This is a genomic window from Macrococcus brunensis, from assembly GCF_004359615.1.
In the GTDB taxonomy this organism is placed as follows: Bacteria; Bacillota; Bacilli; order Staphylococcales; family Staphylococcaceae; genus Macrococcus; species Macrococcus brunensis.
Genome location: NZ_SCWA01000004.1, coordinates 34,033 through 48,932, shown reverse-complemented (window position 1 = coordinate 48,932; position 14,900 = coordinate 34,033). Strand labels below are relative to the sequence as shown.

General features: G+C 41.7%; 16 protein-coding genes. 6 read left to right on the top strand and 10 right to left on the bottom strand.

The genetic code is table 11. The features are described 5' to 3' along the window. The first annotated feature begins 317 nt into the window (after nt 1–317). On the top strand, nt 318–1,106 hold the full coding sequence (locus tag ERX27_RS02920; RefSeq protein ID WP_133431345.1) for a TerC family protein: 789 nt from the start codon (nt 318–320) through the stop codon (nt 1,104–1,106). 174 nt (nt 1,107–1,280) lie between these two features. Further along, entirely contained in the window at nt 1,281–1,679 is a 399-nt protein-coding gene (locus ERX27_RS02915; protein ID WP_165983065.1) for a TetR/AcrR family transcriptional regulator, read from the top strand. 84 nt (nt 1,680–1,763) lie between these two features. On the opposite strand, the gene ERX27_RS02910 is transcribed toward ERX27_RS02915, so the two are convergent. Next, on the bottom strand, nt 1,764–2,009 hold the full coding sequence (locus ERX27_RS02910; protein ID WP_133431343.1) for a hypothetical protein: 246 nt from the start codon (nt 2,007–2,009) through the stop codon (nt 1,764–1,766). Between the two features lie 143 nt (nt 2,010–2,152). Here ERX27_RS02910 and ERX27_RS02905 point away from each other — a divergent pair, with 143 nt between their 5' ends. Beyond that, nucleotides 2,153–3,904 carry an acyltransferase family protein gene (locus ERX27_RS02905; RefSeq protein ID WP_133431342.1) on the top strand — a complete coding sequence of 584 codons (1,752 nt, stop codon included), beginning with the start codon at nt 2,153–2,155 and terminating at the stop codon, nt 3,902–3,904. Between the two features lie 65 nt (nt 3,905–3,969). Further along, a complete protein-coding gene (locus ERX27_RS02900) occupies nt 3,970–4,461 on the top strand; it encodes a pyridoxamine 5'-phosphate oxidase family protein (RefSeq protein ID WP_133431341.1) in 492 nt (163 codons plus the stop codon). A gap of 23 nt (nt 4,462–4,484) precedes the next feature. Here the strand turns inward: ERX27_RS02900 and ERX27_RS02895 are convergent, their stop codons facing one another. The 6 genes from ERX27_RS02895 to ERX27_RS02870 are packed head-to-tail and all read right to left on the bottom strand — an operon-like array spanning nt 4,485 to nt 10,896. Beyond that, entirely contained in the window at nt 4,485–5,537 is a 1,053-nt protein-coding gene (locus tag ERX27_RS02895) for a glycosyltransferase family 2 protein (protein WP_133431340.1), read from the bottom strand. After that, nucleotides 5,534–7,012 carry a phytoene desaturase family protein gene (locus ERX27_RS02890; protein WP_133431339.1) on the bottom strand — a complete coding sequence of 493 codons (1,479 nt, stop codon included), beginning with the start codon at nt 7,010–7,012 and terminating at the stop codon, nt 5,534–5,536. Before ERX27_RS02890 ends, ERX27_RS02895 begins: the two co-directional genes overlap by 4 nt. Beyond that, nucleotides 7,009–7,875: a phytoene/squalene synthase family protein gene (locus ERX27_RS02885; protein WP_133431338.1), complete on the bottom strand. Its 867-nt coding sequence runs from the start codon at nt 7,873–7,875 to the stop codon at nt 7,009–7,011. The genes ERX27_RS02890 and ERX27_RS02885 overlap by 4 nt, the downstream gene beginning before the upstream one ends. A gap of 12 nt (nt 7,876–7,887) precedes the next feature. Continuing rightward, nucleotides 7,888–9,384 carry a phytoene desaturase family protein gene (locus tag ERX27_RS02880; protein ID WP_133431337.1) on the bottom strand — a complete coding sequence of 499 codons (1,497 nt, stop codon included), beginning with the start codon at nt 9,382–9,384 and terminating at the stop codon, nt 7,888–7,890. Further along, nucleotides 9,381–10,421, bottom strand: coding sequence for a type 2 isopentenyl-diphosphate Delta-isomerase (gene fni / locus ERX27_RS02875; RefSeq protein WP_133431336.1), 1,041 nt, complete (start codon nt 10,419–10,421; stop codon nt 9,381–9,383). Before fni ends, ERX27_RS02880 begins: the two co-directional genes overlap by 4 nt. Continuing rightward, complete coding sequence (locus tag ERX27_RS02870) at nt 10,393–10,896, bottom strand: glycosyl-4,4'-diaponeurosporenoate acyltransferase CrtO family protein (protein WP_133431335.1); 504 nt, start codon at nt 10,894–10,896, stop codon at nt 10,393–10,395. The genes fni and ERX27_RS02870 overlap by 29 nt, the downstream gene beginning before the upstream one ends. 128 nt (nt 10,897–11,024) lie before the next feature. Here ERX27_RS02870 and ERX27_RS02865 point away from each other — a divergent pair, with 128 nt between their 5' ends. Next, on the top strand, nt 11,025–12,419 hold the full coding sequence (locus tag ERX27_RS02865; RefSeq protein ID WP_133431334.1) for a protein adenylyltransferase SelO: 1,395 nt from the start codon (nt 11,025–11,027) through the stop codon (nt 12,417–12,419). 16 nt (nt 12,420–12,435) lie between these two features. On the opposite strand, the gene ERX27_RS02860 is transcribed toward ERX27_RS02865, so the two are convergent. From ERX27_RS02860 to ERX27_RS02850, 3 genes are read right to left on the bottom strand one after another with little or no spacing between them, the layout of a single operon-like run. Next, nucleotides 12,436–13,050 (bottom strand): GNAT family N-acetyltransferase, encoded by a 615-nt coding sequence (locus tag ERX27_RS02860; protein WP_133431333.1) that lies wholly within the window; start codon nt 13,048–13,050, stop codon nt 12,436–12,438. 50 nt (nt 13,051–13,100) lie between these two features. Beyond that, entirely contained in the window at nt 13,101–13,466 is a 366-nt protein-coding gene (locus ERX27_RS02855; RefSeq protein ID WP_133431332.1) for an iron chaperone, read from the bottom strand. 12 nt (nt 13,467–13,478) lie between these two features. Then, the gene (locus ERX27_RS02850; protein WP_133431331.1) at nt 13,479–14,342 is read right to left on the bottom strand and encodes a PPK2 family polyphosphate kinase; all 864 of its coding nucleotides are present in this window, start codon (nt 14,340–14,342) and stop codon (nt 13,479–13,481) included. A 90-nt stretch (nt 14,343–14,432) separates the two neighbouring features. On the opposite strand from ERX27_RS02850, the gene ERX27_RS02845 reads away from it, so the two are divergent. Beyond that, nucleotides 14,433–14,858, top strand: coding sequence for a 6-pyruvoyl trahydropterin synthase family protein (locus ERX27_RS02845; protein ID WP_133431330.1), 426 nt, complete (start codon nt 14,433–14,435; stop codon nt 14,856–14,858). Nucleotides 14,859–14,900 lie beyond the last annotated feature (42 nt).

Sequence of the window (14,900 nt, the reverse complement as noted above, 5' to 3'; positions counted from 1 at the left end):
TTAAACCAATTTATAATGTACCTAAATCATTTACCCGTCTCAATTCGACAGAAACATTTATATTACATATTTATTTTTTATTAAATATGAGTCTTTTACTCGTATTTCTGATATTTCATGTTATAATGAAATAAATAAATACCTACGACGACTGTCGAAGGGGAGTAACTCAAGGAATTGATTTCCGGGTATAATCTCGTCATTACGAAAGCCTGCTTTCCGGGATTATAGAACTTTTATGTTCAGTGAGACCTTTGCCAATTTTTTTGGCATAGGTCTTTTTATTTGGAAAAATAATAATGAAGGAGGCTCCTTAAATGGATCCAAGTATTTTATTGTCCTATCTCTGGGTGTTAGTTGTATTAATTGTATTAGAAGGTTTACTTGCTGCCGATAATGCGATAGTCATGGCTGTAATGGTTAAACATCTAAAGCCGGAAGAGCAAAAGAAAGCATTATTTTATGGGCTAGTAGGCGCTTTTATCTTCAGAATCATCTCACTGTTCCTTATTACTGTACTTGCTCAGTACTGGGAAATTCAAGCACTCGGTGCTGCGTATTTAATCTTCATGTCCGTTAAAAATCTATATGACTACTTCAAGAAGAAAAACCATGGTGATGATACAACTGTACCAGATATAGCTGAAGAACAGGCAGAAGATACAAAAGGCAATGGCTTCTGGATGACTGTTCTGAAAGTTGAGTTTGCTGACATCGCCTTTGCTATTGACTCTATGCTTGCTGCAATTGCGATTGCTGTGACATTGCCTCACGTTGGACCTGATTTTCTTGGCTTAAATGCAGGCCAGTTCGCCGTCATGTTCACCGGGGGGATGATCGGTGTTATCCTGATGCGTTTTGCAGCTAATTACTTTGTAGCGATATTAGCTAAATATCCATCGCTTGAAGCAGCGGCATTCGCGATTGTCGGCTGGGTGGGGATTAAACTGGTCGTCCTCGTATTAGCTCATGACAAAATTCATGTTCTGCCACATGACTTCCCACATTCATGGCAGTGGCAGTTGATTTTCTGGACTGTTCTCATCAGTATTGCTTTAGGTGGTTTCCTCCTTGGAAAATTCAAAAATAAAAAAGCATCACATTAAGTAAAAGACAGCATTTGAGAATGCTGTCTTTTTAGTTATACTTATTACACTGATAGGTAATGTATAATAGGCTTAAGCATATCAGAAAGGAAAGTGTTTATCATTATTCCCTCTCATTCATTCTCTAAGACTAAATTATTATTAATCCAAACACTGGATAAGATGTTAAAAGATGTGACAATTGAAGATATCACAACCACTTCCATCGTACAAAAATCAGGTATTACACGCTCTACTTTTTATACACACTACAAGGACAAATATGCGTTATTTGAAGACCTGGTCCTATATATTTATTCTGAAATCATTAATACTCTGAGTTTCACTCTGGAAATTAGTTCTCATAAGGAATTTTTACATCAATTTAAGAAAAATTATATGTGCACACTTAACGAGCCTTATAATCATCAGCATATCTTTAAACACATTCCTCCTGAAAGCCGTATATCCGCTATTAGAAAGGGCATTGATTTTTCCAAAGAACATTTTCTTGAGCAGTTCAACAATCTGAAATTTGAATCTCCTCTTGCAACAGAGTACGCAGTGAACTTTTTTTATCAGGTTTATTCCTGACATACGAGCTCTGGGTTGTTAATGATTTTGATCTTTCAATCGATGAACTTAGCAATCAGCTGACTGAGCTGACAGCAATGCAGTTTAATCTAAATGATTAAACTGTTGTTTTTTTTGATGTTTTTTCAATAGAGTTTCACCAAGAAAAGTCAAACCGAGATTATCACGCTCTTTAATTAATTTTTCTTCTTTTAATTTTGTATAAGTCTCTTCAAATTCCTGCTCTGACAATTCTGTCACTGAATGTACAGTCAGATTTTTGAGTTGCTGATAAGAAAAAGGTTCTCTGTGATGTAACTTGATAATGTGTAATAAATAATACTTATTCATCTTTTTCACTCCTCTATATGAGCTCATTATATACAAGTACAGCTTATTTTCTAAGAATTTAATAGAAATATATAGCTATGACTTAACAATAAATTCCTTTTATATTACAATAACATTACAAATTAGTTAAAAGAGGCGTTACAATGACTGCTATAAAAAAAGATACAAAATATTTACCTGGTCTAGATGGTTTAAGAGCAATCGCGGTTATCGCCATTATCATCTTCCACTTAAATCCTAAGTTTCTACCAGGCGGATTTCTTGGTGTTGATACGTTCTTCATTATTTCAGGCTATTTGATTACTACGATGCTACTCACAGAATATCGTGCAACGGGTTCTGTCAACTTTCTTAAATTTTATCTAAAAAGGGTTAAACGACTGTTCCCTGCTATCCTGTTTCTTCTGGTTACGCTGTTTGCTTACTGTCTTTTATTTGAACAGTCTATCCTCCACCAGCTGAAAAAAGATATTATAGCCGCATTTTTTTATGTTTCAAACTGGTGGTACATCTTCGATGAAGTAGATTACTTTCAGGCTCTTGAGCCGAGACCGCTTCAACATCTCTGGTCACTCGCTATAGAAGAACAGTTCTATATTTTCTTTCCGCTCATTTTATTCTTATTACTTAGGAAGTTCTCTCATCGGACTGCAATTATTACTTTCACTGTTCTTGCTATCATTTCAGCGATCTGGATGGCGATACTTTATTATCCTGGCATGCCAGTGTCACGTCTTTATTTCGGCACAGATACTCGCTTACAGACGTTGCTGCTCGGTGTTCTACTTGCTTTCATCTGGCCGGCATTCCGTCTTAAGCGTGAAGTGCCCACTGCATTACGAATGACAATCAGTGCTATAGGAATTATTAACTTTGCCATTTTGCTTATTAGTTTTACACAGCTAACTGAAGCAACAGGCTTTTTATACAAGGGCGGGTTTTTCATTCTCGGTATAATCACAATCTCAACTATTGCTTCATGTGTTCATCCGAGCAGTCTGCTTAAGCAACTGCTCAGCCTACCATTTCTGACTTATATCGGTCGTCTGTCATACAGCCTGTATTTATGGCATTTCCCTGTTATCACTATGGTGGAACACTACTTTGTAAAGGGGCAGGTTCCATTTTATGCTTATATCATTGAAATCGCTCTTACTATTTTATTTGCCTGGTTCAGTTATGAATTTATCGAAACACCTTTCAGACGTGAAGGTTTCAGTTACTTCAAACCTGCTCATCTGAAAAAGAGATGGCCCGTCATATTGATGTTATTTGCTCTCATCGGTTTTTCAGGGTACATGTTTTTCCAGACAGATCTATCTGATGCATCTCAAGTCTATACAACTCAGACAATGAACAGCGTGACCCCTCCGAAACTACTAGCGGCAGTCAGCTGGACTACTGACAGCGAGGAAATCCGGCATGAAGTAAAGCACTATATTTCTCCCTTATTCATCGGGGACTCGGTGTTAGTCGATATCAATCAACAGTTAAGAGAGATATATCCGAATGCTACAGTAGACGGCGAAGTCGGACGTAGTATTTATACAGCTATTCCACTCGCCAACCAATACAGTTATCTCAACAAAAAAGATCAGATAGTAGTTTTAGGTATCGGCACAAATGGTGACTTTGAAAATGTTCAGCTTGAAAGTCTATTGTCAAAATTTGATAAAGCAAAAGTTTATCTTGTCACTGCTCATGTTCCACGTGCGTACGAATCACATGTCAACCAGCTGATGAAAGAAGCTGCTAAAAACTATAAAAATGTTGAAATCATTGACTGGTATGCAGTCTCTAGTGACCATTCTGAGTATTTCGCGCCGGACGGTATTCACCTTGAATATCCAGGTATCCAGGCGATGATTAAATTATTGAGTGATTCTATTAAATAGCATATTGTTTGATAGTTTTAACTAAAAATTATACGCTTAATGTACTAGAAAACGGAGGTGTTAGAATGACTGAAAAGATTTCAAACGAAGAAAAACGTCAGCGTCTATATGATTTACTGCAAAAAAATGATATCGCCATGTTAACAACCATTTCTGATAACAAACTTATCTCTCGCCCAATGAGTTATAAACATCTGGAAGATGATGCAGATTTATGGTTCTTTACTCTTAAAGATACAGATAAGACAGATGAAATCGAGAAAGATAATCGCGTCAATGTCTCATTCTCAAAAGAAGGTTATGCTTCTGTATCAGGTACCATTCATATTGTAGAAGATGAGACGAAGAAAAAAGAATTATGGAGTAAGCCTATGGAAGCATTTCTTCATACAAGCTACGATGATCCAAATGTCATCCTACTTAAAGTAGAAGCTGAATCAGCAGAATACTGGAGTACAGACCAGACTGTCAAGACTGTCATCGACGGCTTCAAACGCCTTATCCAAGGTGACGAGAAAGATAAAGATGAAAGTATGAATGACACAGTGGAATTATAAAAAGGAGCCCTCGGGCTCCTTTTTTATAGCTTTAAGTTACGACCTTTCCATTCCACTTTTTTAAGGATGAAGGTGTGGATGAAAGACTTAGTAAAGACATAAAGAAAATAAAGAAAAGCAATGCCTGCAAGTAAAGCAGTCGGCAAACTGAAGCGACCGACACGTCTACTTAGAATATAGAAGTGCAGACTGTAAAGCAGATAAATCATCAGGCAGAACGTATCATGTGAGAAGATAAGTAGACTTAAGCTTAGGACACTCCCCAGCATCCACGTCATAATCAGCATCATTATCCATGGCTGAGTCGCGGCTGCACCAGACGCAAAATGCTTGGCCCAGCCTTTAGTCATCGCCCTTAAACTGTGATACATGCGAAAGCTGATAGTATCTCTGCCAAGCAGCCCTGTGACAGGCAGATGATGCTGAGTAAACTGCGTCGCCAGACCAAATCCTTCAATTAGTTGGTCACGAGCCTCATAGTGACCACCTGTCTCAAAATAACATTCTCTTGAAGTCAGCACAACTGGACCGAAGGCAGCGGCTGCATTACTTGTCACTGCTGCAAAGATATTCTGACCGACGACTGTCAGTAGATTGAACCATACTGAGAGCTGCTCATAAGGCTTTCTGGTGATATGATAAGGCTGAACTGTCATGAGCCCTCCGTTGTAACAAGTCAGCAGATTTTTGAGCGCTTGTGGATGATCGAGTGTGACATCAGCATCTAAAAATAACAGATGATCTGACTTTGCATGTTCAGCACCGAAGTAACAAGCTGCTGATTTTCCTTGCCAGTCCTCTCTTTTTGGCGGCGTCAGTACTGTCGCACCAAACTGCCGGGCAATTGCGGCTGTTTCATCAGTAGAACCGTCATCGATAACCAGACATTCATACGGTATATTCTGCTGCTGTAAAGAAGTCAGCAGATGCGGCAGATTATGCGCTTCATTACGTGCTGGAATAATGACTGTCACTGAACCGATTTCCGTCTGCTGTCCTTTAATGTAAGGTTTTCTGTAGAAGACAAAACTGCCTGCACACATCGTGACCAGCACTAAAATGCCTGCTATGATCATTTGATTTCTCTATCCGCAATCATCCGGCCTACCTGCTGGCCACTTAACGTCACCATCGGCATACCGCCACCTGGATTCACCGTACCGCCGACAAAGTAAAGATTATCAAAGTACGCACTCTTTTTGGGATGCTTAAATCCTTTGTTTTTCTTTTTGTCAGAAACTGTACCATATATAGCGCCACGGTCAGAGCCATATGTCGCTTCGATATCATCAGGTGTCCAGAAATCTTCTGTCACGATATGCTGTCGTAAGTCGGTCAATCCCATTCGTTCTAGCTTGATTAAAACCCGTTCTCTGAGACGTCTGTAATCCGCTTCAGTGAAAGGCTCATCCTGCTTATAAGGCACGTGCGGCAGAATCTTGATATTCTCATAGCCTGCGGGTGCCTGACCTGGATCTGTCTTATTCGTATTGACCAGATAAATCGTCGGATCATCTGGCAGAACCCGGTCATGAAAGACTTGCTGGTAGTTCTTCTTTGAGTCACGAGAGAAAAAGAAGTTATGATGTGCAAGCTGCGGATAACTTCGGTTAACACCAATATGCATAACAATACCGGAAGCAGCAGGTTCAAACTTTTCTTTCTCTTTCTTGATCACGGGCGGTTTCTCCAGTATTTTTTCGTAAAATGGAATGACTTCCATATTGGAGACAATATAATCAGCAATGAGTTTGTCACCTGCTGCTGTCGTTATACTGACAATATGGCCTTTCTCAACTTGTGCTGAACTGATGCTGATACCCGTATGAAACTTAACACCGATTTCTTTGCCCAGTTTAACAATGGCATCCGCAATTTTGTTCATACCGCCTGGCACATACCACGCACCTTGCTCGTGCTGCATATGAATCATCATATTCAGAACAGCCGGTGCATCGTAAGAAGATGAACCCACGTATTTGATGAAGTAGCCGAGTAATGTTCTGAACTCCGCGTTTTTTACGCGTTTATCGATGCCTTCCTGCATCGTATGGAAATAATCAAAGCCTCTCAATGCTTCTATCGGTCCATGATGCTTGATGAGCGGCCAGGTGGAATCAAGCCCTTTCTCAAAATAGCTCTCGATGGTCAGGTCATGTATTTTCCCTGCATACTTCAAAAAACGTTTATAGTCTTTTATGTCTTTTCTGCTTAAATGCTCATTTTCTTTCTTCATCTTTTTGAGGTCACCGTATAGATTATAGACATGGCCACTCTCAAAAAAACCACGCCATTCCAGTTCTAATCGAGTCGTTTTCAGATAATCCTGCATCCGTCTGCCGCTTCGTTCAAATAAACGTTCAAAAATATAGGGCATCGTCAAAATTGAGGGGCCTAAATCAAAGCCGAAACCATCTTGTTCCAGCCGATTGAGCTTTCCTCCTAAATGGTCATTAGCTTCGTATAAAGTCACATCAAATCCCTGCTGTCTGAGCGTGACAGCTGCTGACAGACCTCCAAGACCGCCACCGATGACAATAACACTTTTCATGCTTCTACCTCCTTCAAGTAACGGACTGCCCGCTGACTGATACGATTTTTGTTCATGAGACTGACTTTGTTCCGCTGTGTCAGGCAGTCATAGTGATGCTTTCTGACTTCTTCCAATATCTCTGCATAGACCATCGCAGCAGTGAGCAGCGGTTTACGGCACGTTCTTTTGTAGGTAGTGATCAATGGGTAAAACGCTTCGTACCTCGCTTCAGCATCTTCTGCAAGTGACTCCCATAACGCGGTGAATGCAGTTGTAATTTCATGGTGCTGTATCTGTTCCTGCGTGTAGCCATAATGCTGCATCAGTTCAGCCGGTATATAGATGCGCTGATGTTCCCGGTAATCTTCACCAATGTCACGCAGTATATTGGTCAGCTGCATCGCAATCCCAAGACTGTCTGCTGCCTGTCTGCCCTCTCGTGTATCTTCCCCGGCTAAAATCGGATATAAAAGCTCACCGACTGACCCCGCTACATGAGAACTATAAAGATAGAGTGCCTCCAGTGTATCCGGCTGCCTGAATGCTATGTCCATCTGCTGACCGGCCACTTGCTTACGTAACATAGCGATATCGAGCGGAAAGCGTTCCCTGACATCAGCAAGCGCTCGCCACATCGCAGTATCACGGTGCTGCCCTTTTTCAAAGCAGTCGATGTCCTGCATCAGTTTCTCAAGGGCCGCTTCTTTGTCTGCCGCTGTACCGGGACGGTCAACCAGATCATCTGCTGTTCGGCAGAAAGTATAAATAGCATAAACTGCATTCGCTTCTTCACGTGGCAATGTACTGAACCCGTAATAAAAGGTTTTGGAATGATGCTTGATGATCTGTCTGCAGTATTCATAATCCTGTTCAATGGTCATACAGCATCTCCTTTACTCACTGTCATCTAATATCAGTTCATCTGTTGCAATTTTAGAAGAGAGCAGAACAATCGGCACACCAGCGCCCGGATGTGTACTGCTGCCTGTGAAATAAAGATTTTCACAATGCGTCGCCTTACTCTGCGGACGTAAATGATTGCTCTGCAGAAGCGTAGGCTGCAGACCAAAAGTTGCACCGTTATAGGCATTGAAGCTCTTCTTAAACTCTTGCGGGGTCACATATGTTTCAGTGATAATTTCATTTCTTATCTGTTTCATGCCTGGCAGCTTTTCTACTTTGGCTAACGCTTTATCACGGTAATAAGCAATTGTCTCCTCATTCCATTCGTACTGTGCAACAGATAGTTCAGAGATAGGCATCAATATATAGAGCCCGTCTTTACCAGCTGGTGCCATAGACGGCTCTTTCTTTGAAGCGATATACATATAGACAGAAGGATCCGTCAGCTTTCGACCATCAAAAATCTGTTTGATATTCTCATCCAGATCATCCGAAAAAATAAAATTATGCATATTGTCTACTTCTTCATATTTTTTATCCATGCCGAGATAGAGAACAAAACATGAACAGGAGTATGCCATCTTGTCGATATAATCGTCAGTGTACTTCCCTTTCGCAGCTATATCTTTGACGAGCTCTTTTTTCGCATAAGGAAAGTCTGCATTACACATCACATAATCCGCATAAACCATACCATCTGCTGTACGGATGCCTGTCGCCCTGCCGGATTGAATCATGATTTCTTCGACCGGTGTATTTAAATGTATTTCTCCGCCGAGTTCCTCGAAAAGCTGAGCCATAGCAGTTGCCATACGATGCATGCCGCCTTCTATAAACCAGATGCCATAAAGGAACTCGATCATCGGAATAATCGTATAAAGCGACGGACTTTTAGAAGGTGCAATTCCGATATAGAGCGTCTGGAAACTGATCACATCACGCAGACGTTTGTCTTTAATGTACTTCGCCATACTGCTCTCTGCATTGCCTAGGGTGCGAAGCTTCAGTCCTTGAGTCAATGTCTCCAGATTATAGAAGTCTTTCTGCTGACGGAAAGGGCGCTGCAGAAAATGATGCTTTGCAATCGTAAAACGCTGATAAAGGTCACTGATATATCTAAGGAATCCGGCTGCGTCCTGTTCATTCACCCCTTCAAATAATTCCATCAGCTGGACTAAATCGTTTGAGACGTCCAGCTTTTCTGTGCCGTTTTTGAAATAGGCACTATACATCGGTGTGAGTTTCTGCATCGGAATATAGTCATCTGGATTGCGGCCGGCGAGTTCAAATATTTCTCTGTAAAGCTCTGGCATCATGACGATAGTCGGTCCTAGATCAAATTCATAACCTTCTTTTTTGATGCGGTGCATCTTACCGCCTGGCATACTTTCTTTTTCATATATTCCGACATCATAACCTGCATGCTGCAGACGAATGGCAGATGCAAGACCTGCTACACCTGCGCCAATCACGATTACTTTTTTCATTTGCTTCTCTCCTTCAGTTTCCGTTGACGTTGCCAGGATTCAAGTTCAGGGGACAGGACATAGGGCACTTGCTGTAAATCATCTAAGTTCTTCGCACCTAGTATAAGTGCAATATCAATCATGTGTGCTTTAAATGTTTCTATAAACTGAATAGCAGCAGCCAGACCATTCGATTCCACTTCTGTCAGGATAGCCCGCGATAGACCGACAGCACGAGCCCCGAGCGCAATAGATTTAATAGCATCAAGCGGCGACTGAATACCACCGCTCGCAAGAATCGTCATGTTCTGCTGGAAGGGCTGACTTTCGAGCAGAGAAACTGGTGTCGTCTGACCCCATTCTGATAAATAGCTCTGATCTTTCTTTGGCCTGCGTTCATTTTCAATATGGATGAAATTCGTACCGCCTCGACCACTGACATCCACTGTTTTAACACCTATGCCGTACAGCTGTTCCAGTGTTTCCTTACTCATCCCAAATCCGACTTCCTTAACGATAACCGGGACATCGATAGTGCGGACAATCTCTTCTATATTCGTCAGCCAGTCTGTGAAATCCCGACCCCCTTCAGGCATAACCACTTCCTGAGGCGCATTGATGTGAATCTGAAGTGCATCTGCGTTGAGCATTTCAACTGCTCGTGCAGCCAAATCAAGTGGCACATCTGCACCTATATTAGCAAAAACTTTGCCATGAGGATTTCTTTCCCTGATAATACGATAAGTAGGAATCAATTCTGAATTTTTAAGGGCTGCGTGCATCGATCCGACAGCCATTGCAATATCTGTTTCACGTGAAATAATCGCCAGTTTCTCATTGATTTCACCCGCCCATTTACTGCCGCCTGTCATGGCATTGATATAGAGCGGGAAGTTCAGAGACAGTGAATCTAGAGGTGTTTCGAGTGAAATATCAGAGCGCTTAATAGCAGGAATAGAGCGATGCACCAACTGAACAGCATCGAAACTTGAATGTGTGACAGGATGACCTAACGCTAAGCGAATATGGTCATCTTTTCTTTGTTCCCGTGTTGTCATAAAGTCTCCTTTCCTTTTTGGTAATAAGTTGCTGCAGTTTAGGTCTGTTATATCGCTGGACAATAATGAAAGGCAGGCTACTGAAGAAAGCATAAAAAATATTGATCCTTGCTGCCCATTTGGGGTTCCACAAGTAAAATAGAGGGCATATTAAAAGAGACAGCCAATGCGTAAATTCTGCGCGATTGGTTTCGGTGCTGAATGTCTGAAGTGCATTTAAATCAGTAGAAACAAGTTGACGATGATTAAAGCTTGACGGGAAAATGGAAGAACTGTCCGGCAATTGCTGTTTCCATTTTTTCACTTTAAAATAACGCTGCCAGAAATGTCCTCCATCTTCGAAAGTGTGTGATTTAAATAAATAGCCTTGATGCTGAAATAACTTTCTCGGAACATGCATGATCGTATAGGACAAAGATAACTGAATCAGCATCCAGGCTATCGTATTACGAATAAATAATCTGATTAACTTCATCTTATGCTCCTTTACTGACTTACAATTATCTTTAACTTTACCATAAATGGGAGATAGACACTTGTATTCTGAATTACTATATTTTCTCGATTAATTCTGTCATGATAACAACTAAGGAGTGATAAACGATGAACACATACTTTAATTTTGATAACAGCTATCGTCAGCTATCAACTGATTTTTATGATTTAGCTGAACTGAATCCGGTATCTGATCCAGCCATCCTCATACTCAACGAGAAACTAGCAAATCAGCTCGGCCTTGATATACAAACATTAAAGAGTTCAGCAGAAGAACTTGCTGGAAGCAAAAAGTTTCCGCATTCTGAACCCCTTGCGCAGGCCTATGCAGGTCATCAGTTCGGGAATTTCACCATGCTCGGTGATGGGCGTGCTGTTCTGCTCGGCGAACATGTCACGCCTGACGGAACTCGTTATGATATCCAGTTGAAAGGTTCCGGTCGGACCGCTTTTTCAAGAATGGGTGACGGCCGTGCGCCACTCGCTCCGATGCTGAGAGAATATTTGATCAGTGAAGCGATGCATGCGCTCGGTATACCGACTACAAGAAGTCTTGCTGTCACTGCAACGGGTGATACTGTCAGAAGAGAAACCGAATTGCCAGGCGCTGTGCTGACAAGAATCGCCAGCAGTCACATTCGTGTAGGTACATTTGAATATGCAGTGCGTCAAGGTATCGTCAAGGAACTCGCTGATTATGCGATTAATCGTCATTACCCTGAACTCGCCGCTTCAAGCACAAAATATATTGATTTTCTTTATGCGGTCATTGACCATCAGGCTGCTTTGATTGCCAAGTGGCAGAGCATCGGCTTTATACATGGTGTCATGAACACTGATAACATGACCGTCAGCGGGGAAACCATTGATTACGGCCCGTGCGCCTTTATGGACAGCTTCGACCGGGCGACCGTCTTCAGTTCAATCGACCGCGGGGGTCGCTATGCCTACAATAATCAGCCGGGCATCGGACAATGGAACCTGGCTCGTTTTGCAGAAAGTCTGATTCCACTCTTCGGTCAGGAGACTGATGCAGCTATCGAAACAGCTAAAGACGCTCTCACTTACTACGAGACTCAGTTCGACCAGTACTGGCTGAGTGCAATGGCTGCAAAAATCGGTATACAGACACCTCAGACAGAAGACCGTGAATTGATAGGCGAACTCCTCAGTGTGATGGAAGACCTAGAACTGGACTTCACACGGACATTTCGCAAGTTGAGCCTGCAGCAGCCAGTTGATTCTGCGCTTGATGACTGGAAGAAGCGATGGCAGAAGCGAATCACTACTGAAGACGCGCCTTATGAGCTCATGAAAAAAGTGAATCCCGCTATTATCCCGCGGAATCATCATGTTGAAAAAGCAGTGAACAGCTCAGACTTAACCTTCTTTAACGAACTGCTCACCCAGCTGGAACACCCATATAGTGATGACCATCCGGAACTGTATTTAACTCCGCCCGAAGAGACTGACCAAGTCTTCCAGACATACTGCGGGACATAATAATAGCAGCAGAGCCTTACGGCTTTGCTGCTATTATTTTTCTCATTCTATAAAGTTGGATATCCTCTAAATCAATATCACCGACAATTTTATAGCCTTTACTTTCATAGACATTCAGCGCCTGATCATTATCTTTTTTGACCGTCAGAGAAATAGAATCGTAGCCTTCTGCTTGGCCTCTCTCCTCTGCTGCTTCAAGTAGTGCGGAGCCTACACCCTGCCCTCTAAAGTCAGGTCGTGTCGCCAGCATGCTGATATGGTATTCTCCCTTTTCCCCTTCTTTCATCGTCGAGAGTAACATCATCTTTTTAAAGTTTCTGATGGCATATAAAATAACCCCGAGTTTTCTGTACCTCACTATATCAATAAAAGTCTTATAAAAGGCATGATCCATTTTTTCTACAGGCATACACGTGATCGCGCCAGCCGTTTGACTCTCAATTGTCGCCACTAACGTATATTCGTGGCTGAAACGATTGCCTGCCTGCTGCCACAAATACTGTAGGCCATCTATTGCCTGCTCTTTTGATGAAACACCCAGCATCGTTTCACTCATGTCATTCAGCGCAGCATAATTTAAAGCCCCTCCCAGAGGGTTATCCGGTGTTGCTTCAACTATTTCTATCTCCATTTCCATCATCTCCAAGTGTTAAAAAACCGCGCCCGGATAAGGACACGATTTTATTTTCTCCAGAATGTCTGACAATCTTTTTTATCTTCAATATTATAGTCAATGAGCGACGACAGTAACTGATAATTGATCTCCTCTTCCCATTTGATACGGAAGAGCATGGCGGTCTGCGAGTACCCTGCGGCACCAATCTGATCTTTAAACTGCACGAGTGTCTCTTTTTCTGGTGCAATTGCCATATGCTTTTTAGCGAAGCTGAAACCGATAATAAATGTACCATGATGCTGATACATCGGCTGGTTCCATTTAACGACAGGATCTAGCTCCGGATAATTATTTTCAATCCAGTTAAAAACTTCACTTAAGCGTTTTGATTGTTCAGGTGGCAAGTCATTCAGAAAAGATTCAAAGACCATCAGCTTATCTCCTTAGTTTTCTGCTTCTAGTTTATCAATATATGCCTGTAATGTCTTTCTATCTTCACCTGTTATTTCTGGAAACTGCGGGTCAATTTCTTTCAATACATGAATCATCACTTCAGACACGAGACGTCTTGCATGCCATTCATCATCCGCAGGCAGAATATACCACGGGCTGTGTGCTGTTGAAGTCTGATTCAGCATATCTTCAAATGTTGCCTGGTACTCATCCCAGTGTTCGCGTTCTTTGACGTCATTAAATGAAAATTCCCAGTTTTTCTGAGGGTTTTTCATGCGTTCAAGTAAACGTTCACGTTGCTCATCTTTCGACATGTGGAAGAAGAACTTCACGACATGGAACCCATTTTCGTGGAGGTATTCCTCGTAATTATTGATCTGACGATAGCGTACATCCCAGATATCTTCTATTTTTTTATCGTCCGGCACCTGTTCTTCTCCGAGTAAGTCGTGAACTCTTGTCACAATGACCTCTTCATAGTAAGAGCGGTTCAGAATACCGATTTCACCTCGCGCCGGCAGACCATCATGTAAACGCCACATATAGTCATGTTTCGCCTCTTCATCAGACGGCTTTTTGAATGACGTTGTCTTTAAGCCCTGGGCATTCAAGTTTGAGAAGATATAGCTGATTACTTCATCTTTACCAGCCGCATCGAGTGCCTGCAGAACAACTAAAATACCCTTTTTTTCTTCCGCATGCAGTTTCAGGTGCAGGTCTTTCAGTTCACTGACCAGAGCAGGTATTTCTTTTTCTTTAATATCTTCATTATATTTCTTTTTATCTTCACTTGTTGGATAATCTTTTAGTTTGATATTTGACTTTACCGGTACTCTATATGAATCTATGTTCATAGCTATCCCTCCTGTTGCCTACTTATTCCTATTAACTATAGTCCTTAAACATGTAAAATAAGAGAAGACGCAATTAAAGGAGTAATCTCAATGAACCTGTTTAACGATATTAAAGTGCCTGCTTCTTTCAAAGCCTTCAGCGGGACGCCTTCATTAAAACTAAAGTTCGCTTTCCGTGCGCACTGCCGTATTTTCTTCACTCCTGAGAAATATAAGGACCTTGAAAATCACCTCTATATTTTCTATGTGACGGTTAACAGTCCAGTCAATGATATCGGGATGGGTGTGGATTTCTTTGAAGTGGAACATATCTTTGAAAATCATATCAAGCCTCTAGTTGATCATCAGTTACTGAATCAGACTTTACCCGCTATGAACATGACTGCTGAGAATATCGGGCACTGGCTTTATCAGACATTCGAGGCACATCTACCGGTCAACACGACTATCGAAGCACTTGAATTATTCGAAACAGCAGAACACAGTGTGATTCTGACCCAACAAAATAGACATTAAAAAACGGATGCCCTCTTCGCATCCGTTTTCTGCTTATAAAAA